The organism is Paenibacillus xylanilyticus (assembly GCF_047246825.1).
In the GTDB taxonomy this organism is placed as follows: domain Bacteria; phylum Bacillota; class Bacilli; order Paenibacillales; family Paenibacillaceae; genus Paenibacillus; species Paenibacillus xylanilyticus_B.
The window spans coordinates 2,464,839-2,489,173 of record NZ_JBFOLB010000001.1; the positions used below are offsets into that span (position 1 = coordinate 2,464,839).

The 24,335-nt window shown below is 49.1% G+C and carries 24 protein-coding genes and 2 pseudogenes; 14 read left to right on the top strand and 12 right to left on the bottom strand.

The features are described 5' to 3' along the window. Nucleotides 1-48: 48 nt before the first annotated feature. The 5 genes and pseudogenes from AB3N00_RS10945 to AB3N00_RS10965 all read right to left on the bottom strand — a co-directional run. A pseudogene (locus AB3N00_RS10945) lies at nt 49-240 on the bottom strand (glycosyltransferase); the annotation flags it as partial. A gap of 168 nt (nt 241-408) precedes the next feature. Next, a complete protein-coding gene (locus AB3N00_RS10950) occupies nt 409-1,155 on the bottom strand; it encodes a class I SAM-dependent methyltransferase (protein ID WP_413034554.1) in 747 nt (248 codons plus the stop codon). Beyond that, complete coding sequence (locus AB3N00_RS10955; protein ID WP_413034555.1) at nt 1,142-2,632, bottom strand: nucleotide sugar dehydrogenase; 1,491 nt, start codon at nt 2,630-2,632, stop codon at nt 1,142-1,144. Before AB3N00_RS10955 ends, AB3N00_RS10950 begins: the two co-directional genes overlap by 14 nt. A gap of 34 nt (nt 2,633-2,666) precedes the next feature. Then, the gene (locus AB3N00_RS10960) at nt 2,667-3,656 is read right to left on the bottom strand and encodes a polysaccharide biosynthesis protein (RefSeq protein WP_413034556.1); all 990 of its coding nucleotides are present in this window, start codon (nt 3,654-3,656) and stop codon (nt 2,667-2,669) included. Between the two features lie 18 nt (nt 3,657-3,674). Further along, nucleotides 3,675-4,364: a glycosyltransferase gene (locus AB3N00_RS10965; protein WP_413034557.1), complete on the bottom strand. Its 690-nt coding sequence runs from the start codon at nt 4,362-4,364 to the stop codon at nt 3,675-3,677. Nucleotides 4,365-4,617: 253 nt separating this feature from the next. On the opposite strand from AB3N00_RS10965, the gene AB3N00_RS10970 reads away from it, so the two are divergent. Then, nucleotides 4,618-5,328, top strand: coding sequence for a GT-D fold domain-containing glycosyltransferase (locus tag AB3N00_RS10970; protein ID WP_413034558.1), 711 nt, complete (start codon nt 4,618-4,620; stop codon nt 5,326-5,328). 243 nt (nt 5,329-5,571) lie between these two features. Here the strand turns inward: AB3N00_RS10970 and AB3N00_RS10975 are convergent, their stop codons facing one another. Beyond that, nucleotides 5,572-5,979 (bottom strand): hypothetical protein, encoded by a 408-nt coding sequence (locus AB3N00_RS10975; protein ID WP_175398334.1) that lies wholly within the window; start codon nt 5,977-5,979, stop codon nt 5,572-5,574. A 189-nt stretch (nt 5,980-6,168) separates the two neighbouring features. On the opposite strand from AB3N00_RS10975, the gene AB3N00_RS10980 reads away from it, so the two are divergent. The 13 genes and pseudogenes from AB3N00_RS10980 (at nt 6,169) to AB3N00_RS11040 (ending at nt 18,505) form a co-directional block, all read left to right on the top strand. Then, nucleotides 6,169-7,239 (top strand): RluA family pseudouridine synthase, encoded by a 1,071-nt coding sequence (locus tag AB3N00_RS10980; RefSeq protein ID WP_413034559.1) that lies wholly within the window; start codon nt 6,169-6,171, stop codon nt 7,237-7,239. A gap of 56 nt (nt 7,240-7,295) precedes the next feature. Further along, a complete protein-coding gene (locus AB3N00_RS10985; RefSeq protein WP_175398332.1) occupies nt 7,296-7,874 on the top strand; it encodes a DUF1273 domain-containing protein in 579 nt (192 codons plus the stop codon). A 114-nt stretch (nt 7,875-7,988) separates the two neighbouring features. Beyond that, nucleotides 7,989-8,825, top strand: coding sequence for an adenosylmethionine decarboxylase (gene speD / locus AB3N00_RS10990; RefSeq protein WP_413034560.1), 837 nt, complete (start codon nt 7,989-7,991; stop codon nt 8,823-8,825). A gap of 174 nt (nt 8,826-8,999) precedes the next feature. Further along, nucleotides 9,000-9,491, top strand: a pseudogene (locus AB3N00_RS10995) (GNAT family N-acetyltransferase); the annotation flags it as partial. A 117-nt stretch (nt 9,492-9,608) separates the two neighbouring features. Next, the gene (locus AB3N00_RS11000) at nt 9,609-10,043 is read left to right on the top strand and encodes an NUDIX domain-containing protein (protein ID WP_413035245.1); all 435 of its coding nucleotides are present in this window, start codon (nt 9,609-9,611) and stop codon (nt 10,041-10,043) included. A gap of 16 nt (nt 10,044-10,059) precedes the next feature. Next, nucleotides 10,060-10,587 carry an ankyrin repeat domain-containing protein gene (locus AB3N00_RS11005; protein ID WP_413034561.1) on the top strand — a complete coding sequence of 176 codons (528 nt, stop codon included), beginning with the start codon at nt 10,060-10,062 and terminating at the stop codon, nt 10,585-10,587. A gap of 203 nt (nt 10,588-10,790) precedes the next feature. After that, entirely contained in the window at nt 10,791-11,300 is a 510-nt protein-coding gene (locus tag AB3N00_RS11010; RefSeq protein WP_413034562.1) for an RNA polymerase sigma factor, read from the top strand. Between the two features lie 3 nt (nt 11,301-11,303). Next, nucleotides 11,304-12,638, top strand: coding sequence for a DUF4179 domain-containing protein (locus tag AB3N00_RS11015; RefSeq protein WP_413034563.1), 1,335 nt, complete (start codon nt 11,304-11,306; stop codon nt 12,636-12,638). A gap of 93 nt (nt 12,639-12,731) precedes the next feature. Then, nucleotides 12,732-13,775, top strand: coding sequence for a S66 peptidase family protein (locus AB3N00_RS11020; RefSeq protein ID WP_413034564.1), 1,044 nt, complete (start codon nt 12,732-12,734; stop codon nt 13,773-13,775). Nucleotides 13,776-14,104: 329 nt separating this feature from the next. Beyond that, entirely contained in the window at nt 14,105-16,504 is a 2,400-nt protein-coding gene (locus tag AB3N00_RS11025; RefSeq protein ID WP_413034565.1) for an Ig-like domain repeat protein, read from the top strand. Between the two features lie 195 nt (nt 16,505-16,699). Beyond that, nucleotides 16,700-17,005: a hypothetical protein gene (locus AB3N00_RS11030; protein WP_413034566.1), complete on the top strand. Its 306-nt coding sequence runs from the start codon at nt 16,700-16,702 to the stop codon at nt 17,003-17,005. A 270-nt stretch (nt 17,006-17,275) separates the two neighbouring features. Next, the gene (locus AB3N00_RS11035) at nt 17,276-18,037 is read left to right on the top strand and encodes a threonine/serine exporter family protein (RefSeq protein WP_413035246.1); all 762 of its coding nucleotides are present in this window, start codon (nt 17,276-17,278) and stop codon (nt 18,035-18,037) included. An 18-nt stretch (nt 18,038-18,055) separates the two neighbouring features. Further along, nucleotides 18,056-18,505, top strand: a complete 450-nt coding sequence (locus AB3N00_RS11040; protein ID WP_413034567.1) for a threonine/serine exporter family protein — start codon at nt 18,056-18,058, stop codon at nt 18,503-18,505. A gap of 127 nt (nt 18,506-18,632) precedes the next feature. Here AB3N00_RS11040 and AB3N00_RS11045 read toward each other — a convergent pair whose 3' ends face one another. The 6 genes from AB3N00_RS11045 to AB3N00_RS11070 form a co-directional block, all read right to left on the bottom strand. Continuing rightward, nucleotides 18,633-19,178: a DUF2569 domain-containing protein gene (locus AB3N00_RS11045; RefSeq protein WP_413034568.1), complete on the bottom strand. Its 546-nt coding sequence runs from the start codon at nt 19,176-19,178 to the stop codon at nt 18,633-18,635. 166 nt (nt 19,179-19,344) lie between these two features. After that, nucleotides 19,345-20,286, bottom strand: a complete 942-nt coding sequence (locus AB3N00_RS11050) for an aminoglycoside phosphotransferase family protein (RefSeq protein ID WP_413034569.1) — start codon at nt 20,284-20,286, stop codon at nt 19,345-19,347. Between the two features lie 91 nt (nt 20,287-20,377). Next, complete coding sequence (locus AB3N00_RS11055; protein WP_413034570.1) at nt 20,378-20,869, bottom strand: DinB family protein; 492 nt, start codon at nt 20,867-20,869, stop codon at nt 20,378-20,380. 186 nt (nt 20,870-21,055) lie between these two features. Continuing rightward, nucleotides 21,056-21,997 (bottom strand): DUF1963 domain-containing protein, encoded by a 942-nt coding sequence (locus tag AB3N00_RS11060; RefSeq protein WP_413034571.1) that lies wholly within the window; start codon nt 21,995-21,997, stop codon nt 21,056-21,058. Between the two features lie 148 nt (nt 21,998-22,145). Beyond that, nucleotides 22,146-23,435 carry an ammonium transporter gene (locus AB3N00_RS11065; protein ID WP_413034572.1) on the bottom strand — a complete coding sequence of 430 codons (1,290 nt, stop codon included), beginning with the start codon at nt 23,433-23,435 and terminating at the stop codon, nt 22,146-22,148. Continuing rightward, complete coding sequence (locus AB3N00_RS11070) at nt 23,432-23,851, bottom strand: hypothetical protein (RefSeq protein ID WP_413034573.1); 420 nt, start codon at nt 23,849-23,851, stop codon at nt 23,432-23,434. The genes AB3N00_RS11065 and AB3N00_RS11070 overlap by 4 nt, the downstream gene beginning before the upstream one ends. Nucleotides 23,852-24,335 lie beyond the last annotated feature (484 nt).

The window sequence follows — 24,335 nt, forward strand, 5'->3', positions numbered from 1 at the left end:
CAGGACATCATCCGCATCCAGCCAGAGGATATACTCCTGCGTGGCCTTGTCGAATGAGTAGTTCCGCGCCGCGGCAAAATCATCTGCCCACTCATACGTGTAGACCCGGTCGGTATATTGCGCAGCAATGTCCAGCGTACGGTCCGATGAACCCGTATCGACAATGACAATCTCGTCTGCGATTCCGGCAACCGATTCGAGACAGCGCGCAAGCGTGCGTTCCTCGTTCTTCACAATCATGCACAGACTGATGGTGATCACGTTGTGTGCCCCTTCCTGTCATACGCGTATTGCAGCCTAATAGCTATGCTATTTTTCCCTACACATGGTTTGCCTTAACTTCCCACCGAATTATCGTACAAACTGCCAATACTCCCATTTCTCGGATGGAGCATCTTTCGTATCCCGTTACCCTTCAACATTCTCCTGACGCCGAAGCCGTTTCACCTGCTCCACCGCTTGGTCCAGCGCTTTCTTGCGTAGTTTCATCAATCGAAGGTGGTTCTGCTCGACTTCGGCAAAATGCAGATGATCCAGCTGCATCCACTCCGTCACTTGTTTCAAGGTTGGCGACATATGCAGCTGCGTTTTCCGCCGCTTGCGGGCCACGCAACATAAATATTTATGATGAACTTCCAGTTTCAAGACTTCAAAATACGGCATCAGACACATCGCCAGGTTTCCTGCATAGAACGTCTGCTTGTGATCATAGAACGGATGATATCCATAGGGCACAGTCACAATCAGCGTCCCTTCCTCCTGCAGCAAACGGTGAATTTGGATCAATAACGTCTCCGGATGGGCAAAATGCTCCAGCACTTCTCCGAGCAGCACCGTGTCAAAGAGGGTCTTTACTTTCCACTGCGTAATGTCCAACATGCGAAAATCCACATTGTTTCGGACAGGTTTGGATTCTTTGGCAAGCTCTCCTTGTGCATACCGGATACTCTCTTCCTCCAAATCAACTCCTGTGACACGAAACCCTTCCCGCGCCAGCAAAATGGAAGTGATACCCTGACTGCACCCGACATCCAAAATTCGTTTACCTGTCGCTTCGCGGCACATCCAGTGGATGCGGGTCCGGGTTGCTTCATGGGATTCTTCCGAGTTGATCTCGCCATAATAACGTTCGCTCACCCGATCATGATTCGCCATGGGTATCCCCCGATTTCTCTTGATGTTTGACTTCTTCTACTTCTACTTCTACTTCTTTTGCTACCTCATGAGCTTCCTCTACGTTCTGCATCACCTGTTCATGTTGTTCCTCTTGTTCCACTAACACATCATTCACTTCTTGGACACTTTGCACAGCTGCTGCATCACGTCGATTAGGCTGCCCAAGCACCACGATGTTCCCCCCATGGCATCCGGCAGTTGCATTGCGGGTATCAAAAATAAGCTTCGCATGGTCCGCCATCTCCTGATAATCAAAGCCCGAGTGGTCGGTTGTAATAATCACCAGATCAGCCCACGTCCACAAGCCCGGTACTGCTGGCTGAGACTGAAGCACTGTACCGTCATCCTTGCGGAAGACCGGCACCATCGGATCCGTGAAAACGACCTCTGCACCCGCTGTGTTCAGCTGCCGGAAGACGTCCAATGCTGGCGATTCGCGCAGGTCGTCGATATCCTTTTTGTAAGCCAGGCCTGCCAGTACAATGCGTGCACCCTGAATCGGCGTTCCGCTCTGTTCCAGCAGTGCTGCTGCACGCTGGACCACACGCTCCGGCATTTGCCGATTGGTCGCATCCGCCAGCGTGATGAATTGCAGATCCGATCCCTGACGGCTTGCGGCCCAGGACAGATAGATCGGATCAATAGGAATACAGTGTCCGCCAATGCCTGGACCGGGATAGAATGGCATATACCCAAACGGCTTGGTCGCAGCCGCATTCAGCACTTCCCAGATGCTCACGCCCATTTGTTCACAGGCAGGAGTCAGCTCATTTACCAGCGCAATGTTCACACTGCGAAACGTGTTCTCGAACAACTTTGCCGTTTCAGCCACGGTCGTTGAACTGACCGGAACGATCTCGCTCAGGAACGAGCCGTAGAACTCTTTACCATAGGATAGGCAGGCAGGCGTCGAGCCTCCGATAATTTTGGGGGTGTTTTTTACACCGTAGTTGACACTGCCTGGATCCACCCGCTCGGGAGAATAACAGACATAAAACTGCTCGCCTGCAGTCCACCCCGTAGCCGCTTCGATCGGCTGCTTCACGCGCTCCTCGGTTGTGCCGGGGTATGTCGTGCTTTCCAAAATAACCAGGCTTCCCTCCTGCAAATAAGGAGTCATGCCATCCACCGCCGCCGCAATATAGGAAATGTCCGGCTGCTGATCCACCGTCAGCGGCGTGGGTACACAGATGACAATGACATTTGCCTGCGCTACTGCGGCGTAATCTGTACCTGCTGCAAACAAGCCGGCTTCGGTTAGCGTTTGTATGGCCTCATCTTCGATCCCTATGATATACGAATCACCCTTGCGCAACCTCGCCACCTTGGATTCATCAATATCGATCCCATGAACACGATAACCCGCCTGTGCCATCTCCACCGCCATGGGCAGTCCGACATAGCCGAGACCAATCACGACGGCTTTCAGGGAGCGGCTGTTTATCCTGTCTTGCATATATTCCACCTCCAAACGCTCCGCCTCCCTTTGATTAGTCGATATAGCCGCCTGCACGCAAAAACTGGGCAATCGCTTGCCGGTTCATCATGGCACTGTCTGAACGATATTCCGAGAAGGTCACACGTGGCAGGCTGCTGTACGGATCTGCCAGGCGCTTGTCCGGTTCCTGTGGCAGAATCACATAATATTGTTCATCATACTTGTATGTGCGCGGCGCCTCGAAGGGCGAGATCAGCACTTCATGCAATTTTTCGCCTGGGCGTATCCCTGTTATCTTGTAATCCCCTGCCGGGCGTCCGGCCTGTTCCAGCATGACCGCTGCCAGATCCGTCATTTTGCAGGCTTTCATTTTCATCACAAACGTCTCTCCGCCCACCGCAGCCTCAGCCGCCTTGAGCAGCAAGTGAATGGCTTCCGTACGGGTCAGGAAAAAACGGGTCATGCCCTTATCCGTAATCGTCAGCATCTTGCCCTGATCAATCTGGCGCCGAAATAATGGCACCACACTGCCGCTTGTACCCAGCACGTTGCCGCCGCGGATACAGACAAACCGGGTATGTTCACTCAGCCAATTGGCACGGATCATCATTTTTTCACCCAGAGCCTTCGTCATACCGTATACGTTAATCGGATCAACCGCCTTGTCGGTCGAGACGTCGATGACTTTGGGAATCTGCATGCGAATTGCAGCCCGAATAATATTCTGCGTGCCGATGACATTTGTTTTAAATGCTTCGTCCGGCTGGTCCTCGCATACCGGAACATGTTTCAATGCAGCCAGATGAAAGAGGACATCCACTCCCCTGCACGCATCCTCCACTGCCCGGTAATCCCGAATATCCCCGATGAGAAAACGCAGACGCGCATCATGGCCGAAATCCCGCTCCATGGCAATCTGGGCGTATTCATTACGGGACAGGATACGAATCTCGGCCGGGTCCTGTTCCAACAGCACCTCAGTCAGCTTTTGACCCCAGGAGCCTGTTCCTCCGGTGATCAAAATTGTTTGTCCTTTAATCATGGATGAATCCCTCCCTGATCAGATCATGAATTCGCGTAAGACCTGTGCCATCTGGTCCCGGCTTAACCGGTCTTTTGGCGGTACCTTTTTAGTCGAAGTATTGTTCGAATGAACAATATTGACATAATTGCGCGGAGCAAGGAGCTCATGGGGCAAGTCAATGACATTGCCATGTGTGCCTCTGCCTGGTAGCTTCACGCGGTATCCTGCTGCGTACTCTGCCGTTTTGTATAAATAGACATAGAATTGCGGCGAACGATGAAACGTCGGTGCCATCTCGTTATTAACGCTGTCCAACAGATATCCGTACTGGTTGATCAGTGCCATCGTCTGCGGCTGCGGCTGCACATCATAGAGCTGCTGGACAAAGGTCCGGTGGTACAGATCATCCGAATCCAGACGGGCAATATAGATGTGCTCTGCTCCTTCGGCAAATGCCAAAATCGCCCGCACGCTCTCGATATTCGTCCCAAAACGAATGTTGGCAGGCAGCGGCTCCTGTTCCGCCAGAATCTCCTGCATCAGTTCTCCCGACTCTTTGGACAGCTTCACCACCGTCAGGAAATCCTGATTCGTTTGTGCTTTAAGACAGTGCAATGTAAAGGTTCGAAAAATGCCCATCCGCCGCTCCAGCCATTCTCTCGTCAATCGCTGCGGGTCCATCCCATAGTTGTTGAAATTGATTTCAATCACGACTTTCCTGGACATAACATTCCTCCTCATCTGAATCTGCCAATCTTCTTTCGCAGGAGCTCAGATTTGCATTCATAGTTTTTTGGCAGTCGACTCTATATCGTATGAATGGAAGATAGAACCGGTACGGACGCTTGCACTGGTTCTTATATAAATAGATTGATATACATCCCAAGATTGGCCCTGCGGGTTGAACGTACAACACGCTGACAAAACACGAACATAGAATAGAGAAGCTTGATTTTTAAAAGGAGGTCCGCATGCTGCTATGAATTCAAACTATCTTGAAATCGATGGCGTGTTAGATCAACTGGAAGCGGCGTTAAGAGAACAGCGCCCCTTCTCTCTTGTCCGAGTGGGCGATGGCGAAAATATTGTCATGTCCCAAGAAACCGTTTGGACGACGGAGCAGGTTCTTCAGGAACGGTGGGCCATCAAGGCCAATCTTGGGCAAAAGGGACTTCGCCTCCCCAATCTGCAGCTGCGGGATGAGGTGGCCGCCTCCTTGCAGCGGGCCGATATCGTAGGCGTTCTTCCGTACGGGGACAGCTCGATCAAAGCCCCCGATCATCTCAAACGGCCGTTGACCGATGTGCTGTTCGCCCATTTCGGTATCTCTCCACCCCTCACTTGCCACGCTTGTGTGAATCGGGAACTGGCCCAAACGCCACGCTTCTGGGGAATGCTCGCAGGCAAACGGGTCCTGCTGGTCACCCGGGAGCTTGAGGCGCTGCATAACATGCTCGTGCAGGAGCCCTATCATCTGAACATTGCAGCCACATTGCCCTTTGACAGCTGGGATCAGATGAACGAAACCCTTCAGTGGATTCAAACGAATCGGGATGCCTTCGATGTGGCTCTTTTCTGTTGTGGGGTCAACGCGGTTGTGCTTGCTGAACGTACAGCTGCTCTGGCCGGGAAAGTCGCCATTGACTTTGGCAAAGCCAATAACATCATTCTCAAAGGCCGTGCCAACTGATCTGTCGGAGAATGGCACCTGACGGATCAACATGTTAAACTCATACGCTTCTACAGCAAAAATCCCGGACTCATGGAGCCGGGATTTTTTGCTTCTCACTGTACAACTGAATCGGAGGAACCCTTCCTGGAGCGCCAAACCTGTTTCTCAACACTTGTCTGTTCCGGGTATGCCGCAAACTTTGCTGGTTCAGCAAATCATGCTTCTGACGCTCTGCTTTCGGATGAATGAATGCCAATAAATCTATGTCGTTGCTGCAATGCCATAGAACATTTCTGGTCCGGTACGTACTGCCGTAGACACCCCGGAAATAAACGAAGTATATACACTTTCCAGAGCAGGTGGCGGTGATAGATCCTGTGCTGTGAACGTATGGAATTCAGCCCCGCCGTTCTGCCCAATCGTGCCTTCAGCCCGATAGATTACAAAGAATGGATCGTAAAAGTGACCGCGTACGATTTCTACAACGAATGTATCTCCAAGTTCTCCGGTTACGCCAACCGTGCCATTCAAGGTGATAATGGGATTCGGAACACCAAGAGTCTGAAGGCCAATCGATCCGAACGCATCTGGGGATGGACCCAGAGATAAACCGGGCTGTCCTACAGTTCCCGAGTTCATCGAAGTTCTCATATCCAGGAATACACCCATGAGTAACACCTCCAATGCTATGGGATACGTTATTCTATGAAACTCGATTCTCGCTGGCTTGGATGCATAACAGATTCGTTGCACCTATTTTTATTTGCACCCGGTTAATGGTATATTGAACTGCATAACGAAATGAACGGATCGTATGCACACAAGCGGTACAGGCTGTTCAGAAGGAGATTAATATTCATGAATAAACGTAAACGATCAACAGGCCGTCCCGCGGCCAAGGGTAAAGGGCAAGCTGGTGCTTCGGGAGCACGCTCTCAGAAGCCAGAATCAGATTTTTCAACCAAGTCTGCAGGGGCTGCCAAACCCAAGCATTCAGGCGGTGCACCCAAACGCGCAGGCAATGCCCATTACCGCAAGCAGGAGCCACTCCGCCAATATAAAGTAACGGAACCGGATGAACTGTTGAACTTTCTGCTCGAACATTTGAAATCAGGCCGGAATGCCGTCAAGTCCATTTTGGGCCGCGGACAAGTTTCCGTGGATCAGAAGGTGGTTACCAAGTTCAACCACGCGCTGACACCAGGGCAGATCGTATCAATTAGCAAGGAAGGCGCCGTAGCCGCCCCTACTCTGACAGGAATTACGATTTTGCATGAAGACGATGATATCATTGTTATTCGCAAGGAAGCCGGACTGTTGTCCGTTGCTGCCGATCGCAGTGATGAGCTTACCGCGTATCGTCAGCTGACCGAACATGTACGCCGCACGGATTCGCGGAACCGGATCTTTGTTGTGCACAGACTCGACCGCGATACATCCGGTGTCATGATGTTTGCGAAGAGTGAGGAAGTGAAGCATCACCTGCAGGACAATTGGAAAGATAAGGTGCAGGAGCGTGTTTACGTGGCGCTCGTCGAAGGCCAGGTAGCCAAGCCCGTGGGCACCATCTCTTCGTGGCTCAAGGAAAGCAAAACCATGAAGATGTATTCCAGTCCACGCCCCAATGATGGTCAGCATGCTATTACACACTACAAACGACTGCAATCAAATCGTGAATTCTCCCTGCTCGAAGTTCGTCTGGAGACCGGCCGCAAAAACCAGATTCGTGTGCACATGGAGGATCTCGGTCATCCAATTGCAGGTGACAAAAAATATGGTTCACGCACCAAAACACTTGGACGTCTTGGACTCCATGCACGTGTGCTATCGTTCATTCATCCCACAACGGATGAACTCATGAAATTCGAGACCGATATACCGATACAATTCCTGTACCCTTTCCGCTCGGATGCGCAGCCGGCGAAGTAATCTTGTTTCTTGGATCTATTCAGGAAGACAAGCCCTGCTGAAAGGAGGAACCCACATTGAAAAACCTGTTGATTACCGGATATCGTGCACATGAACTGCAGATTTTCGGACAGAAACATGAAGGAATTCCTTTCATCAAAAAGGCCATTTCCTCCCGCCTCACGCCGCTTGTGGAGGATGGGCTGGAATGGGTGCTAACGCCTGGGCAATATGGCGTGGACCTGTGGGCTTGCGAAGTGGTACTTGAGCTGAAGAAGACGTATCCACATCTGAAGCTGTCCATTATTACGGCTTTCCAGAACCCCGAGGAACAGTGGAAGGAAGATAAGCAGGAATATTACCGTACCATTCTCCAGGGTGTGGATTACTACGGCGCGGTAAGCCGGCAGCCTTATATCGGCCCATGGCAATTCACTGCCCGGGATGACCTGCTGCTGCGCAAAAGCGATGGCATCCTGCTGGTTTACGATGAAGACGCCGCAGAAGGCAGTCCCCGTTTTATGAAGGAGAAAGCCGTAAAAAAACAGCAAAATGAGGATTACACCATCATCAGCGTCACTTCAGAGGATATTCAGTCAATCGCCGAAGACGAGCGGATGAACAGTGTAAGCGAATATGAAGACTCCTCGTTCTAACGGCACGGCTAAATAAGCCGAATCCGGACTTATGTTTTTTTTCGAGTCAGGTTGGGTATAAGTAGTATTAAAACTGCGATTACCATGTCGTATGGATAAAGGGGAACTGCAGCCATGACATTAACGCCAGAGCAGCGCATTCAACTGCATGGATTCAACAACCTGACCAAGTCGCTGAGCTTCAACATGTACGATATCTGCTATACCAAAACCAAAGAAGAACGCGAAGCTTATATTGAATATATCGATGAACAGTACAACGCGGACCGGTTGAGCAAAATTCTGAAAAATGTGGCCGATATCATCGGTGCCCATGTGCTGAATATTGCGCAGCAGGATTATGTGCCCCAAGGAGCAAGCGTAACGATGCTCGTCTCGGAAGGACCGATTGTAGAGGTACCTGAGGAATCCTTCGAGGAATCCCCAGGCCCGCTCCCGGACAACGTCGTCATGCAGCTCGACAAAAGCCATATCACCGTGCATACGTATCCCGAATTTCACCCCAGTGAAGGGATCAGCACTTTTCGTGCGGATATCGATGTCTCTACCTGCGGGGAAATCTCACCGCTTAAGGCGCTGAATTACCTGATTCATTCGTTTGATACGGATATCATGATCATGGACTATCGGGTACGCGGATTCACGCGGGACACGAGCGGACGCAAGCTGTTTATTGACCACGAGATCGGTTCGATTCAGAATTATATTCCGGATGAGATCAAGAACGGCTTCGACATGATTGATGTGAACGTGTATCAGGAGAATATTTTCCATACGAAATGCAAGCTGAAGGCGTTTGACCTCGACAACTATCTCTTTGGATATACCAAGGATAAATTGAGCAAAGCTGAACAGCATGAAATTACGGAGTGGCTGAAGCTGGAGATGGACGAAATTTATTATGGTAAAAATATAAACCGCCCATCTGTACAGGATACCAATACGTTGTAATCCAATAACCGGGCTTTGTGCCCCATCAACAGGGCTTTGCTGACACTCTGGTCGGCAGAGCCTTTTTGCTGTCTTTCGGCAGATGGCCGGTATCCATAGTATAATGACAGTACGAGACATTTTCAGATCAAACAACCAAAAAATAAATGATAAATCAAAAGAGGTGCACGCAGCATGGCTCCACGTCATTTCAATGCTTTTCACGGCTCCAAAGTCCGGCTCGCCGCCCCATGCCCGGAAGATTGCATGCGTCTGGCACGTTACACGGACAATTACGAATATTTGCGCAACCTGGATACAGACATTGCGGTTCCGCTAACCCCGGATGAGACAGGTTCATCTGCTGTCCGAAGAGACAATGGGTTTGAATTTGCGCTGCGAACGCTGGAGGATAATCGATTTATTGGTTTTACCGCTCTATACCGGATTGAATGGAATAACCGTTCGGCTCGTCTTGCCATTGGGATTGGTGAAGATAAGGATCGTGGGCAGGGATACGGGAGTGATGCGCTCGCCCTCATTATTCGGTATGGCTTTCATGAGCTAAACCTGAACCGGATTGCCCTGGATGTGATTGAATACAATGAATCTGCCAGACGGGCTTATCTGAAAGCCGGATTTCGGGAGGAAGGCCGGCAGCGGTCAGCTGTATTGCGGGATGGGACTCATTATGACCTGATCTCAATGAGCATCCTTGCTGAGGAATGGGCGGCTCAGACCGGACTTCCCCTGTCGTTTCAATCCACTCCAGCGAAGGAGAAATCGGAAAATGCTTTGCCTGCTCTGCCTGTCGAAGCTGCCTCCGTTCAACCTCGGATTGGTGTAGGGGCCGTCATCCTGAATGAACGTAACGAGGTGCTTCTGGTGTGGCGCAATCGCGAGCCGGAACAGTACACATGGAGCATTCCTGGGGGGAAAGTCGATCCTTACGAATCACTGGAGACGGCAGTCATTCGGGAGATTAAGGAAGAAGTCGATTTGGACATTGCCATCGACAACCTGCTATGCACTGCAGAGACGATTCGCCCGGAACGAGACGAGCACTGGATCTCGGTCCTCTACTCGGCCAAGATTATTCGGGGCATCGCCCGAAACCTGGAAGAAGGCGGAGCGATTGGCGAGATCGGCTGGTTCCCGCTGGATGATCTGCCTTCTCCCCTTGCCTGTTTTGCCGTTCCCGCCCTAGAAGCAGCCAAGCGACTTTATTTTAAGGATTAGAATGGAGGTCATTCGTATGAATCAATCCGAATCAATCCAGGCATTATTTCAGGCAGCACAGCATGGAGACGCGGCGAATACGCAATCTCTACTTGCTTCCTTGCCCGAGCTGGCAAACACTGAAAATGAAGATGGGCTGACCCCGCTGGGGTATGCCTCACATTATGGACAAGCAGACGTGGTACGTGTTCTTCTGGAGCATGGAGCCGAAGTAAACGCCATTTCCCATTCCAGAGTTTCTTTTATTCCTTCCAACACGGCACTCCATGCTTCGCTCGCAGGAGAGCGTTCTCCAGAGGTGATCCGCCTGTTGCTGGAACATGGAGCATCCACGACTATTCTGGATAGTGATGGGCAGAATGCACTCCACTCCGCAGCATTCCATACGGATCAGGCTGAACTGATCCACCTGCTGCTCCAGAACGATGCAGACCCGAACGCACTGAATTCGGCGGGTCAGACCGCACTGGAGATTGCACTTGAACGTGGCAACACTTCTACAGCTTCATGCCTGCGAGAAGCGGCTGCAGCGAAACAGCAATAATGAATGGATAGATTGTGAAGCAACATGGACAACCGTCAGGATTCTTCTTGGAGTACAAGAGACGCCCTGACGGTTGTTTGGTGTTCGCTTAAATGCCTCTGCACGAGAATGGGGCAATTGCATACAACATTTTTAAAAAGACAAGAACCGATCGGCCTCTTACACGGTCTAATACGAAACGCAGCCATGAAAGGAGGCGCCATGTGACCCCTACTCAACTCACCGTTGCCGCACAAAAAGGGGATGCCGAGGCTTTCGCAGCCTTGATGGAGATGCATCAGAGCCGACTATATCGGATCGCTTACGCCTATCTCCACAACGAAGGCGATGCGCTGGAAGCCATACAGGAGATTACCTATAGAGCATACCGCAAACTAAAAAAACTTAAAGAGCCCTCATACTTCGGCACCTGGCTTATCCGCATCCTGCTTAACTACTGTGCAGACGAACGCAAACGCAAGAATCGGTATAGCCCCGTCACGGAGATGCATGAACCGGGCAGTTGGGATCGACCCGCGGACCCGGATCTTGCCGCCGCTGTCTCTGCGCTTGACCGGGATTGCAAGCAGATTATCATTCTGAGCTATTTCGAGGGTTTCTCCTTGACTGAAACCGCTGAGATTCTCGAAATCCCGGCCGGTACGGTGAAATCCCGACTTCACCGGGCGCTTGGGCAGCTTCGTGACCAACTAATATCGAAAGGAGATGCATGAATCATGACCGATGAACAGAAGCCATTTGTAGAACTGGAACAACGTCTGAATGGACGTAAAGCGGAATACGATGCCATCCCGGTACCGGACGCTGCTGTGCATCAGTCTGTGCAGACCGGAATCCGCCAAGCTGCCCGCAGGCGCAAATCGCGGGTGCGCTGGTACATGAGCTCCATCTCGGCAGCGGCCATTATCCTGCTGTTTACCGGATGTATCCGCGTTTCCCCCGCCTTCGCGTCCTTTGTGGAACAATGGCCTGGGATGGAAGGTATCGTCAGTATGATTCGCCAGGATAAAGGCTTACAGATGGCGATCGATCAGTCCCTGCTGCAAAAGGTTGGTATCACCGACGAGCATGACGGTGCTTCCGTGACCATTGACGGTATTATCACCGACGAGTCACGCATGGTTATTTTTTATACAATGAAAGGCATGGAAGATCCCGAGAAGGCTGAGTATGATATCGATTTGCTTGATGAGAATGGTAAAAATCTTCCTGTCGCATTTAGTTATTTTTCTCCTGGAGAGACTTCTGACAAGAATATCTATGAAAATTATATCGATGTTATCTTTACCGATGAAGCTTCGCCTCCTGAAGAGTTGAGCGTAGTGTTCAAACCCAGAGATAAAGCACAGTCTGGTGCGTGGAAGGTGACATTACCGGTAGATAAAAGTTTAACGAAAGGCATGAAAAAAGTGCTTCCGGTGAATCAAACCTTAACGGTAGATGGACAGCGTATTGAGGTGAAACAGGCTACGCTTTATCCAACTCGTCTCGTGCTTGATGTGGAATTCGATCCAACTAACACCAAAAAGGTATTTGGGCTGAGTGACCTTCAACTGGTCGATGAACAAGGTCGCGCATGGAGAACAAACACCTCGACAGGTGAGGATGAACGTTCCATCTACTTCGAGAGTATGTATTTCTCCATTCCGAAGAAGCTGACTTTACAGGGTTCTGGCCTTTCCGGATTGGAAAAAGATGAACTGGATTTCACCCTTAATTTGGAATCCGGCCGCATAACGGGAGGTCCTTCTACAATAAAGTTTCTGGGAAGCGAGGTTGTGGGCAAAGACCGAATTCTGGAGTTCTCTGTTCCAGACATCAATGGCGGGTTCACTCTAGCTTTTATGGAAATAAAGGATGAGGCCGGCAAGACTTATGATGTTCCAGCCTCCAGTTGGCGTACTGAAGATGGGGATTCTTCAGGGATCACAAGCGTCCACTCTACTGTCGAAAACGGAGCCAAAATGAAAGGCGATCTGCAAATGAAGTTGAGCACGTATCCGATGAAAATCAAAGCACCTTTTTCCCTTGAGATTCCGTTAGACAATTAATCGCTAAATAGTGACTGTGATAAACAGAAGTATTCTATATAATGGAAATTACCTTTCAAAGAACAAAGATTAACAGAAACGGAGGCTTACACAATGAATACCCGTTCAATCCGTTACCCTCGGCCGCTTGCTCCTGGAGACACCATTGGGGTGGCTGCACCGTCCAGTGGTGTGGAGGAATCCCTGCATCATTATCTGGAGGAGAGCAAGCGCAATATGGAGCAGCTTGGTTTCCACGTTCAGGAGAGCCGCTGGCTGCGGCAAAATATGAAATGTGTAAGTTCATCCAAAGAGAACCGTGCCGAAGAGATGAATGCCCTTTTCCATAATCCGGGGATCCAAGCCATCATCCCGCCGTGGGGTGGGGAGTTCCTGATGGATATCCTGCCCCTGCTGGATTGGGAAGCCCTTCGGACGTTACCGCCGAAATGGGTTTTGGGCTATTCGGACATCAGCACCTTTTTATTCGCCTATACCCTGCTCACGGGAACGGCTACAGCACATGGCACCAATTACGTGGATCTCAGATCCAACAAGCTTGACCCTGTGACCGCCCGCTGGATTGATGTATTACAGACAGGGCAAGGAGGGCAACTCACGCAATCCTCCTCCACTCATTACCAATCGGCATGGAAAAGAGAGTTACCCGGCTTTAACCTGGATACCCCTTCCCGATGGAAACAACTCGGTCAACCCGATGATGCGAACTTCCCTGTTACATGCTCGGGGCGACTCATCGGTGGCTGCATGGATACGATCACCAGCCTGATTGGCACCCCTTACGCCCCGGTTGCCTCGTACCTGGATCAGTATTGTGCGGATGAAAGCACCATCTGGTATCTGGAGAGTTGTGAGATGAATGCTGGGGATATCTATCGCCATCTGTGGCAGATGAGGCAGGCCGGCTGGTTTGCGGGAGTGCAAGGCTTCTTGTTCGGCAGACCAGCGGGTTATTCAGATACCGGGGATTTCAACTTCACCGATGCCCTGTCCTCCGCACTGGGCGATCTGGATGTCCCTGTATTGTACGATGTGGACCTCGGCCACATTCCGCCGCAGCTCACTTTTGTGAATGGAGCACTGGGCAGAGTCGGTTATCAGGCCGGACGTGGAACACTTCAGATGTCGTTTGTGTAATCATTTTTTTGTGGGCAGATGCTGATCTTGAAAGAAAGCATTTATTTCGAGTAAGGAATATACACCTTGTCTGAATCAACATTCACACAGGTCATTGACCGCATACTCCATGCCGTCAATGGCCTTAATTTTATATTTAAGCAGAAGTAACCAGGTAAGGTCCAGTTGGCCAACAAAATAGGTTGAATACAGATTGTTATATGAAATTTAGACAAAAACATTAAAGATTCGACAAATTATGACGATAATATTTTTGTGTTTTTGTGATCCTTTATTACTCCATGCTCACAGATCACTACTATAAAAATTTTGAAGGGGAAATCATGTACATGTTCTTAAAGTTCAAGAAAAAGGTCAGCGCTTTGCTAGTAACCGCCTTGATGGTTACTTCTGCCACTGCTGCTTACGCAGATGAAGGCACAACTCCTCCTGGCGAAAGTGCATCACTTGTTAGTACCTCCATTACTATTCAAAGCACACGTAACCCTGCCGCAGAAAACGATCCTGTTACGTTTATGGCGCTGGTATTTAAGGAGGGCACTTCTACTGTTAATGCCGATCCGACAGGTACGGTAACATTCAAGGATGGAGATAACGTCATTGGTAGTGCAAATGTAGTAACTGATTCGATTCCTAGTAGAGCGCTTATTTCCGTAAAAAACCTTAGTGCTGGAGAACATCAAATTACAGCTGAGTACAGTGGGGACAGCAATTATAGCGGCAGTATTTCTGACCCAATTACACAGACGGTATCCACTACAGCAGCATCTCCTTCAGAACATCCAAGTGTAACGGTCGTTACCAGTTACCTGAATCCATCTCAATTTGGAAGATCGGTGACTTTTGACGTAAGTACAAAAACAGATCCACAGATATACAAAGATATTTCAGGCACCGTAGTCCTCATGGATGGTGAGACTGAATTAGCTACGCTTCCAATGTCGCCAAAAGGGGTTTCTAACGGTCACGCAAGAGCATCATACACAACAAGTGATCTAAGTGTTGGAAGTCACCCCATTACCGCTAAATATTACGGTGACACCAGACACGGTGTAGCTGATAGTATCTCTGAGATTATGATCCAAGTTGTAGAAGGAACTGGCACGAGTACACCAACACCGCCAAATGGTGAAGGTACAACCCCTTCAGACGGTAGTGAAAATCTAGTTAATACGTCCATTAACGTTGAGAGTACACGTAACCCGGCCTCAGAAGGAGAGCCTGTGTCGTTTATGGCAACAGTAAGTAGAAATTATATGGATACTTACGACACTCCGACAGGCACGGTAACATTTAAGGAAGGCGATACTGTATTAGGTACCGCCACACTAGGCACAGACGTAACTAAACCTGATCTAGCATTTTTCTCAGTAAGAAGCCTTAGTGCGGGAGACCATCAGATTACCGCGGAGTATAATGGGGACAGTAAATTTAAGAGCAGTACCTCAGCCCCGCTAACTCAAACGATATCCACTACGGCAACGTCTCCATCAGAACATCCAACGGTAACGAAGGTTACAAGTTACCTGAATCCATCTCAATTTGGAAACGCGGTGACTTTTTACGTTAAGACAGAAACAAACCCGCAAATATCCCGGGATATTGCTGGATCCGTAATCCTTATGGATGGAGATACAGAATTAGCTACACTTGCCATGTGGCCGGATGGTGTGGCTAACGGTGTGGCAAAAGCATATTTCACAACAAGCGATCTAAGTGTCGGAGATCACCCCATTACAGCCAAATACTTCGGTGATGCTAGACACGGTGTAGCTGATAGTACCTCTGAAGTTATGGTCCAAGTTGTAAAAGGAAGCAATGGAAATGGCACTGGTACTGATAGTGATAGTGGTAGTACAACACCATCCAATCCGCCATCCGTTCCTAGCAGTGACAGTAGTACATCATCCGGTTCACCGACGGGTACGGTAACAACGCCAACGGTGCCTGTTGATCCAAAACCGGAAGATACCACTACACCAGAGTCACCAACATCGGAGCAACCAAGTACGCCAGAAAAGTCCGAGGATTACCAAGACCCTAACGATATTTTCAGAACCCGGGTTGTTAATGCAGATAGCAATGTAATTGCTGGTGTAGAGGCTAAGACGGCTGAGATCATCAGCAAAGGTGATGCCTTCGAAACACTACATTTTGGTGATGTTCAACAACACTGGGCGTTTCCGTCCATTGAAAAATTGACCAAACTAGGCGTTATCAAAGGATACCCTAATGGCGGATTTGAGCCTGATGAACAAATCACTCGTGCAGAATTTGCAGCAATGATTGATCGTGCTTTTGTTGATATGGCATCACGCAAAGTAACACTTAATGAAGAAGATTTCGCAGGATTCAGTGATATTAATCATCGCTGGTCCACAAATAATCTCAAAAAGCTGGTAGCTGTTGGAGTACTGAACGGATACGAGGACGGTACGCTCCGTCCGGAACAAACCATTTCCCGTCAGGAGATGGCCCTTATCATCACACGTGTTTTGAATTCACTCATCCTAAACATCGATACATCCAATGTACAATTCACGGATTTGGATGGAGCATTTGGTGCAGATGCCATCAAGAAGGCAACTGCTCTGGGAATCTTCGAGGGTAAAAATGAGCAGACGTTTGACCCGAACAGCGGAGCAACACGTGCAGAAGCAATCGAAACCATTTTAAAGACGTATAGTCTGAGTCCAGCTATTAAAGAGTCATTAGAGAAATTGAAGTAATTCTTCATTGTAGACATATATTCCAGATAACTCATATTTCTATTGTATAATTACTTAACCGCTAGCGAATTATCGTTAGCGGTTTTTTTCTCAGGCGCAAGATTGTGGAACACTTCAGAGTCATTGGTGAATCACCTTTTGTAGGCAAATGCATACCTTGAAGTAAGAACTTATTTCGAGGAAGGGTTGTGCACCATGTCTGAATCCACATCCACACCGTCCGCACGCATCGTTTACCAGGCCAATCAACCGATGCTCCAATCCGTACAAAGTGTGCGGAATATGCTTCATCATACAGCCCGGCAGTATGTGGGCCAGAAAGTACAGGTCCAAAATATCGATGGTCAGGTATGGGAAGGTGTCATCATCAGCGCAGATCGGGGAATTCTGTATCTTCAGGTTACGCCGATGCATGGATATCCTGAGCCACGCGCGTTGTTTGGACCGACCATTCTGCCCCTTGTGCTGTATGAGCTGCTGGTCATTACCCTGTTAATGTAACCTGGATCGTATATCATGCCAAAGGCTTCGCTCCTGCACTCTTCGGGGATTGGGAACGTGGCCTTTTTGGTGCTGGAATAAACTATTTCCGGAAATGAATGGAGTAAACGGTGTATGACTTTATGTGCTCTTGCGGTATGTTTCCGTGTTAACGTGTGAAATATGATACAATGGTGTCGGCCCTAGGCCTTATCTCATATGAAACGGAGCAGGATCCCGTTGAAATACATCCCTCATGATCCTCCACCCCCAGTTCAGAACGGGAAGGAGATCACTGAAAAGAATACGACAGAACAGTCCCGCGTGATTGCCATCTGCTTGTTGGCAGGTAAAATCATGCTGCAAAGCGGTGGTGAAACCTACCGTGTGGAGGATACGATGAAACGAATGGCCGCCGCCCTCGGGCTCCCCCATTCACATAGCTATGTTGTGCCGACAGGCATCTTTTTCTCGGTGGATGCCACCGAACCGGCCAAGCTGATCCGCATCTCAGAGCGCACAACAGATCTGGATAAGGTGTCCGAGGTGAACGCCGTCTCCCGTCGTATAGGACAAGGGGAATTAACCGTCCAGGAAGCGCACGACCTGTTATTGCGGATTGAAGGCAAGCCCTCTTCCTATTCTGCACGTGTAAAACTCCTTGCTGCGGCACTTTCGAGCGGCTGTTTTACCATTATGTTCGGCGGGGGCTGGGGCGACTTCCTGCCTGCCGTGATCTGCGGGGGTATCGGTTATGCCGCAGTCATTGTTTTTCACCGACTTGTGCTGGTCAAGTTTTTCGCGGAGCTGAGCGCAGCCTTTGTCATTGGTTTGCTGGCCTTTCTACTTGTCGCGATTGGTGCAGGACATGAACGCGACAAGATCATTATCGGCTCGGTCATGCCGCTGGTGCCAGGACTCCTGATTACCAACGCTGTGCGTGACCTGATGGCCGGGCATCTGGTGTCCGGGTTATCCAAGGGAGCCGAGGCGTTTCTGACTGCGTTTGCCATTGGTACAGGCATTGCGGTTGTATTTTCACTTTTTACGTAAGACGGAGGAATGCAGGTTATGCTTCATTTTATAGAACAGGCTCTGACCAGCTTTGTCGCTTCGGCTGCGTTTGGAATTATATTTAATGCACCACGCCGCATGCTGCTTCACGGCGGCTTCGTTGGCATGATCGGCTGGCTTATCTATGTTGTGCTCGAATACGCGGCAGATGCCGTTCCCGCTACGCTTGCAGCTACCATTGCGGTGGGTGTCATCAGCCAGATGTTCTCCCGCCTGTTCCGGGCACCGGTCATTATCTTCAGCGTTGCTGGCATCATTCCACTGGTCCCTGGTGGTCTCGCGTACAACGCCATGCGCAGCTTTGTGCAAAATGACTACAGTGCAGCCATGGAGATGGCTGCCAAGGCGTTAATGTTATCCGGGGCCATCGCTGTCGGGCTGGTGTTGTCTGAAGTTCTGAACCAGATGATACGCCGCTTGCCTGATGCGTTAAGGGCAAAATCATAATCGAATTGCGTTCTTATTCATACATCAGACGTTGATTAAGAAAGCCCGTTACTTACAGGATAAACCTGAACGTAACGGGCCTTTTAGCATGCCATTGTTTATGGCTATATGTCCTGTGCTAATCATATTACTTTACGAATGTATTCTTCACCCGCACTGATTTCAGAAAATACGGAATAAAGATACAGCATGTCAGTATGGATCGTATGGTTAAATTCCGTGCTGGTGTGGTATCAAACCCGTTCAGCGCTCCTGGAATCTCGGCCTGTCCAATCATGATCCATGTACCGATTCCCGCCAGCACGTTAGCAATGTACAGCGTGATCATCATGCGGGGAAACTGCCTTTTTTTCATATACAACAGAACCAGATTTACAATGACAATGATCAGAAGAATGACGTTACTTATGATGCCAAACCACAGGAGCGGGTTCATGACTTGATAATACAGATCCTTTTCCGTATCGCTGTTTAGTCCCCATTTTGCCGGATTCATAATAACAGCGACCTGCGACAAATCCACGATCAGAAGCAGCAGAGAAGCAAACAAGCCAATCTGAATTAAAATAAGCCATCCACCCAATCCGGAAATCCCAGGCAGCTCCATTCTGGTTCCCGGTTCAGAAAACAGTGAACTTGTATCGACCTTGGTCATTCTTTCTCTGTCTCCCATCTCATCCTCCTTTCAAACATGTAAGGTGTATATTATACCTTATAATCCATATTTTGTATTGTTAAGCGTGAAAAACAGAAAAATCTAATGTTATCGACTTCGGCCCTATTGGTCATTCGCTGTACTGCTGGCTGTGCCACGGCATAATTCCTTTCGATTCCATGAATCATTGATTCTTCAGACTATACCACCGGGGAATGAATCTGCGAAAATCATCATGATCTTCCCGGACACGCTCAATCTTGTCCATCATATCATCCGTCTCTTCCGGCTTCACCTGCTGAATCCACACCACGGAAGACACAAGTGCCATTGCAGTGTACAGAGAATACAATTTCCAGAACAGCTCGCCCGGCTCGCCACCACCAAAGTAACCCTGGATCTGTCCCATCGAATATGGGATGCTTGCCTCAGATGCAAATAGGCCCAGCTTCAGAAATTCATGAACCGGATCACCTTGGTCAGAACGGTTAAAATCAATAACCCCTGCAAGTTTTCCTTCCTTAACCACAAGGTTGCCGGGGTGAAAATCATCATGCTGAAATCCATCCGGCCGATGTTTCATCCAGTCCAGATTATCTTCAATAAATGAAAGAAGCTTCTGATCATGTTTCATTTTAATAGGACACTGCCTGTACTTCTCTATATAACGCTGATGTTTCCTGCCCTTGCGTATGTACCATGACTCCGCTTGGTTCTCCACCTTGAATTGGTGAATTTTCCGCAGTTCAGCACCTGCTTCCATGCCGATAGCCCATTGACTCTGTTGGTTCATCCGAGGAAGAGCCTCCGATGCATCTTCACCCTCTATATAGCTAAGAAGCATGTAACCATTTTCTTCGTCCAGTCGCCCCATGCTTATTGGTAATGGGCAGCGAACCCCCAGCTTCTTCATCTCTACCACGCATTGATACTCATTCATTTTCAAAGGTTTCTGGGACAAGTCAAATGTGCGCAGCAAAAAATGCCCCTGACCAGGGATGAAGACTCTGAACTTTAGGTCAGATGAATATCCCTTCAAAATAGGCTCGATCTCCGTTGCCTGATGCAACTCAGGAACGTTATGAAGCATTTCTTTTAACGCATGATATGTAAGATTCTGTTTCAACCCTGAGCCTCCGTTGTTAACGCATAGTATCGTCAGTCAGTTGCTCCTCTAACCTTTGCCTGAACCGGATTGCACGCTTCTATGTATTCTATCAGATCGATACTCCTTCAGGCAGCACCGAAATATCACTATATGATGCGACCTTGGTCTCTCTTCCCGTTAAGGTCAGCATCGTATACAATTGTCCTCTGTCATGATAAACATGCCCCATAATTTCGAGCAGCCACTCCAGACGACTATAGGATGCTCCCCAGTAGGAATCAGTCACCTTAAGCAGCTCCTCTGTATTGAACTGCCTGTATCGTTGATACAGATACATCTGATTCTCAATCAGTGCCTGCTTGATCTCACTTAAGGTTTGGGGTTGATTTTCTTCGTAAAACGCAGCCATCTCCTCTTCCGATGCCCCTTCCGATATGTACACATCCGCACGACAGATCATCGACAGATGAGAGAGAAGTTCACCAACCGGGGGCTGGCCCTCAATTGGAGTCAACGTCAAATCCTGTTCGGATAGCTGATCACAGATATCTATCAATGACGTCACTGCCACATCAATATGTTTGAATGCGGATTGAATCACCCGATATCACTTCCTTTTCATCCCATTATATAGAACGTATGATCGTATTTCAACCACGATCATACCCCATATATATATAAACAACCTATGCACCAAAACCAACATTCACGAACAAAAAAAGTCCCTCCTCCATCATATAGACGGAATCAGGGACGTTTTGTTGCTTATATACGTTCAAACCGGGTCTCAGCTCGAGTATAACGAACAATACGTTTGATCGAACCTTCCGGCAAACAAGTCAGATTTACGAATGAAGAATTGCAGTTCTCCGCAATCCCACCATTGAAAACCGATGGCATCGTGAGTATCTATTTTCAGAAGCAGCAAAGTGTCATCAAGTTCCTGCCGGGTACGTTTTGGATCTCCACCATAATGTGCGGTGAGTTTGTTTTCGCACTTTTGTTCATCATACTCGTATTCCTCTCCGAGCACGATCTGTAACAGGGCCTGATGCTCTGCATCCGGGTGTTGACCGTCAGGGTATCCAAACATACCACCCCAGTTTTGGGTACTCGGATGATTCCAGTCCGATTCAAACTCAAGATATCGTTCATACAGCCCGCCTTCCGGGTCTGCCGTGTCGTTCTCGCCCGTCTGCTGTACAGATAGTGCATTCAGCGCCTGGGCATCTACGTAAGCGTATGTAGGAAACTCCAGATTAGGCAGTACCGTTACGGCATGTGCAACAAATTCTGTTTCCAGAGCGGTATCACCGTCAGGCTCACGTCTAGTCAGGTTATGAGAATCGGATTCATAGATCACATAGTGTTCAATATTATAAGCTGGCTCATCCACTCCGATGAAAAAGTACAGCATCCCCCGCTCAGGCAAGCTCACGCGTCCATCATTCGGGGTATAAGGAAGCAAGTCCACGAGATTCAGCTGGGCAAGAAAAGTCATCGGCACACCTTCCTGTGTCAGAGGCCATTGGATGTGCTCAGGCAGGTCCGGATTCCCTCCCACACGTGAATTTCCCGTTCGGCGGTATTCATCAAGTGTCGATACATCAAGCCGGATCCCCCAACGGCCTGAGGATACCAATAGATCAGCGGCAGTGCCCAATCCATACTCCTCAAGCGTCTTGCGGGCTTTTCTGGTCAGACGTTCACATTGTTCAGGTTTAATCATTCAGATCCTCTCCTTCAGCCAATACATCTATGGTGAGACATATTCACGTTCACACCTGTATATTCTTCCGCCCTGACATCTTTCCCTGCTTGAGGTTAAAAAAAGAGACCCACAGAAGCACCTGTCGGTCTCTTTACCTATAACTTTCTTAACGAATCCGATCAGACGGATCACGCTGGAATGCCCGAATGTGCTCTTCGCCATCAAGAAACTCATGAGCCTGATGTGCGGCCATCACACCATGGTAGCTAATATCCAGTCCCAGTTCTTCCTCTTCTTCCGTGGAACGAACCGGAACCATTTTGCCAATGAGCTTCAGACCGAGCCATGTCATGACAAAACCCCAGATGACAAGCGCGGCGAGCCCGAGTGCCTGAACACCGAGCAGCCTCCATCCGCCACCCATGAATAATCCACCGTCTGTGGCAAACAGCCCCACGGCAATCGTGCCCCACATCCCGGATGCAGCATGCACCGGGAAAGCCCCGACCGGATCATCAATCTGACGACGGTCAAGCCAGTTCGTTGCTGCCATCATGAGCAGTCCGGAAACCGCCCCGATAAATATCGCAGCAACATCGCCTACAAAAGCACAGCCTGCGGTAATGCCGACCAGACCAGCAAGGGACCCATTAATGACCGATGGCGCATCTGAACGCTTGAAGCGGAACAGCGTGTATAACAGCGTAACCGCTCCACCCGAGGCAGCCGATAACATGGTGACTAATGCAATATGGCCAATTCTTGCATCGGTGGCACTCAGCGTGCTCCCTGCATTAAAACCGAACCAGCCAAACCACAGCAAAAATGCACCTACAGAGGCAAGCGGCAGGTTGCTCGGAAGAGCAATCGCACTTACGCCATGTGGAGTGTATTTGCCTTTGCGCGGACCGATAATGATCGCTGCAGCCAAGGCCGAGAACCCGCCGAGCGCATGAATGACAGCCGATCCGGCAAAATCCTGCATGCCCAGCTCGCTGAGCCAGCCGCCGCCCCATGCCCAGTGACCGCCAATTGGATATATAATCGCAGTCATCAAGATGATGTACAAAAGATAAGCCCGGAAGTTGATCCGTTCAGCCACAGCACCTGACACGATGGAAATAACAGCGATCGTGAACGCAGCCTGGAACAGCCAAAACGTTTCAAGCGATACAGGCACATCGATATGAGACAAATCGCCATTCAGGAAAAATCCCGTAACCCCAGCAAAACCTCCGGCATCAGAACCGTACATCAGGCCGAATCCGACGGCATAAAACAGCAATGTGCCTATCGTAATGTCGGCAAAAACCTTCATAATAATGTTCACACTATTTTTATAGCGTACAAACCCGGCCTCCAGCAGGGCGAATCCACCCTCCATCAATAAAATCATGGCCGCGCTCAGTACAACCCAGACCGTATCGATCCCGGAGCTTAACGTCTCCAAAGTCATGCTTGTACATCCTCCGTTTCACTAAGCTGTCTGATCTCGCGGATCGTATCGGGCGAAAGCTCGATCTCGTCCCTTTCCTTGCTGTCAGGGTGCTCAATTCGTTCAACGATCCGATCCAACTCACGAATGCGGCGGCGGATCTGCTCCATCTTGCGAAAACGTTCCTTCACCTGAACCATATACTCCACCGCCTGGTGATGGGAGGCAGGACGTCCTGCGAACCACTTCCGCACCGTCGACATGGATTGATAGGCCACTTCTTCCGCACGCTTCTTTTGCTCAAATTGTTCAATTTTATGTTTGAGGGTTTCAAACTCATTTTCTTTTTTGACCTTCAGCCGTTCGATAAGGTACAATAAATCGGACGATGATATTTGCAATGCTGTATGGTGATACACCTCGTCGATTACTAACATATCATGTCAGGACTCCTTACATATCAAGTTACTTGTTACCGATTATAATTTGCCGTGGTCTACCCGTCAATCTTTTTTTGGAGATCGCTGCTTTTCTAAACAGGTCGTTCCTAGTGAACGACTTTATTTTTGTTTTAATAAAAGCGTGTAACAACGTTCATCTGCTCTCATTCGAAATTCCAACTCCAATCCTCTATGCTTAAGATCAAGCATCCGCTATTTCGGTACTGGACAAGCATAAGCTACCATCCAGAACCCATGTATAAGGAGAGGATGGCAGCCTGTTAACGCGTAATGACGATATTCGGCTCCAAATCTGGCAGACCGTAATCAAGGAGATCCAGCAGAAGCTTGAGTTTTAAGAACGATTCTCACCCAAAATAAAACATAAAAAACCTCCAATCCACGTCATCGTGAATTGGAGGTTTTCAGTTTGTAGAGTTCATTAGCATTTGAATTCCTGATACATAGCTCATTCCCTAGT

What these genes read in the sequence shown, in the direction of transcription:
- AB3N00_RS10950 (WP_413034554.1), bottom strand. Translation starts at nt 1,155, where the DNA reads ATGGCGAATCATGATCGGGTGAGCGAACGTTATTATGGCGAGATCAAC.
- AB3N00_RS10955 (WP_413034555.1), bottom strand. Translation starts at nt 2,632, where the DNA reads ATGCAAGACAGGATAAACAGCCGCTCCCTGAAAGCCGTCGTGATTGGT.
- AB3N00_RS10960 (WP_413034556.1), bottom strand. Translation starts at nt 3,656, where the DNA reads ATGATTAAAGGACAAACAATTTTGATCACCGGAGGAACAGGCTCCTGG.
- AB3N00_RS10965 (WP_413034557.1), bottom strand. Translation starts at nt 4,364, where the DNA reads ATGTCCAGGAAAGTCGTGATTGAAATCAATTTCAACAACTATGGGATG.
- AB3N00_RS10970 (WP_413034558.1), top strand. Translation starts at nt 4,618, where the DNA reads ATGAATTCAAACTATCTTGAAATCGATGGCGTGTTAGATCAACTGGAA.
- AB3N00_RS10975 (WP_175398334.1), bottom strand. Translation starts at nt 5,979, where the DNA reads ATGGGTGTATTCCTGGATATGAGAACTTCGATGAACTCGGGAACTGTA.
- AB3N00_RS10980 (WP_413034559.1), top strand. Translation starts at nt 6,169, where the DNA reads ATGAATAAACGTAAACGATCAACAGGCCGTCCCGCGGCCAAGGGTAAA.
- speD (WP_413034560.1), top strand. Translation starts at nt 7,989, where the DNA reads ATGACATTAACGCCAGAGCAGCGCATTCAACTGCATGGATTCAACAAC.
- AB3N00_RS11005 (WP_413034561.1), top strand. Translation starts at nt 10,060, where the DNA reads ATGAATCAATCCGAATCAATCCAGGCATTATTTCAGGCAGCACAGCAT.
- AB3N00_RS11015 (WP_413034563.1), top strand. Translation starts at nt 11,304, where the DNA reads ATGACCGATGAACAGAAGCCATTTGTAGAACTGGAACAACGTCTGAAT.
- AB3N00_RS11020 (WP_413034564.1), top strand. Translation starts at nt 12,732, where the DNA reads ATGAATACCCGTTCAATCCGTTACCCTCGGCCGCTTGCTCCTGGAGAC.
- AB3N00_RS11025 (WP_413034565.1), top strand. Translation starts at nt 14,105, where the DNA reads ATGTTCTTAAAGTTCAAGAAAAAGGTCAGCGCTTTGCTAGTAACCGCC.
- AB3N00_RS11030 (WP_413034566.1), top strand. Translation starts at nt 16,700, where the DNA reads ATGTCTGAATCCACATCCACACCGTCCGCACGCATCGTTTACCAGGCC.
- AB3N00_RS11040 (WP_413034567.1), top strand. Translation starts at nt 18,056, where the DNA reads ATGCTTCATTTTATAGAACAGGCTCTGACCAGCTTTGTCGCTTCGGCT.
- AB3N00_RS11045 (WP_413034568.1), bottom strand. Translation starts at nt 19,178, where the DNA reads ATGGGAGACAGAGAAAGAATGACCAAGGTCGATACAAGTTCACTGTTT.
- AB3N00_RS11060 (WP_413034571.1), bottom strand. Translation starts at nt 21,997, where the DNA reads ATGATTAAACCTGAACAATGTGAACGTCTGACCAGAAAAGCCCGCAAG.
- AB3N00_RS11065 (WP_413034572.1), bottom strand. Translation starts at nt 23,435, where the DNA reads ATGACTTTGGAGACGTTAAGCTCCGGGATCGATACGGTCTGGGTTGTA.
- AB3N00_RS11070 (WP_413034573.1), bottom strand. Translation starts at nt 23,851, where the DNA reads ATGTTAGTAATCGACGAGGTGTATCACCATACAGCATTGCAAATATCA.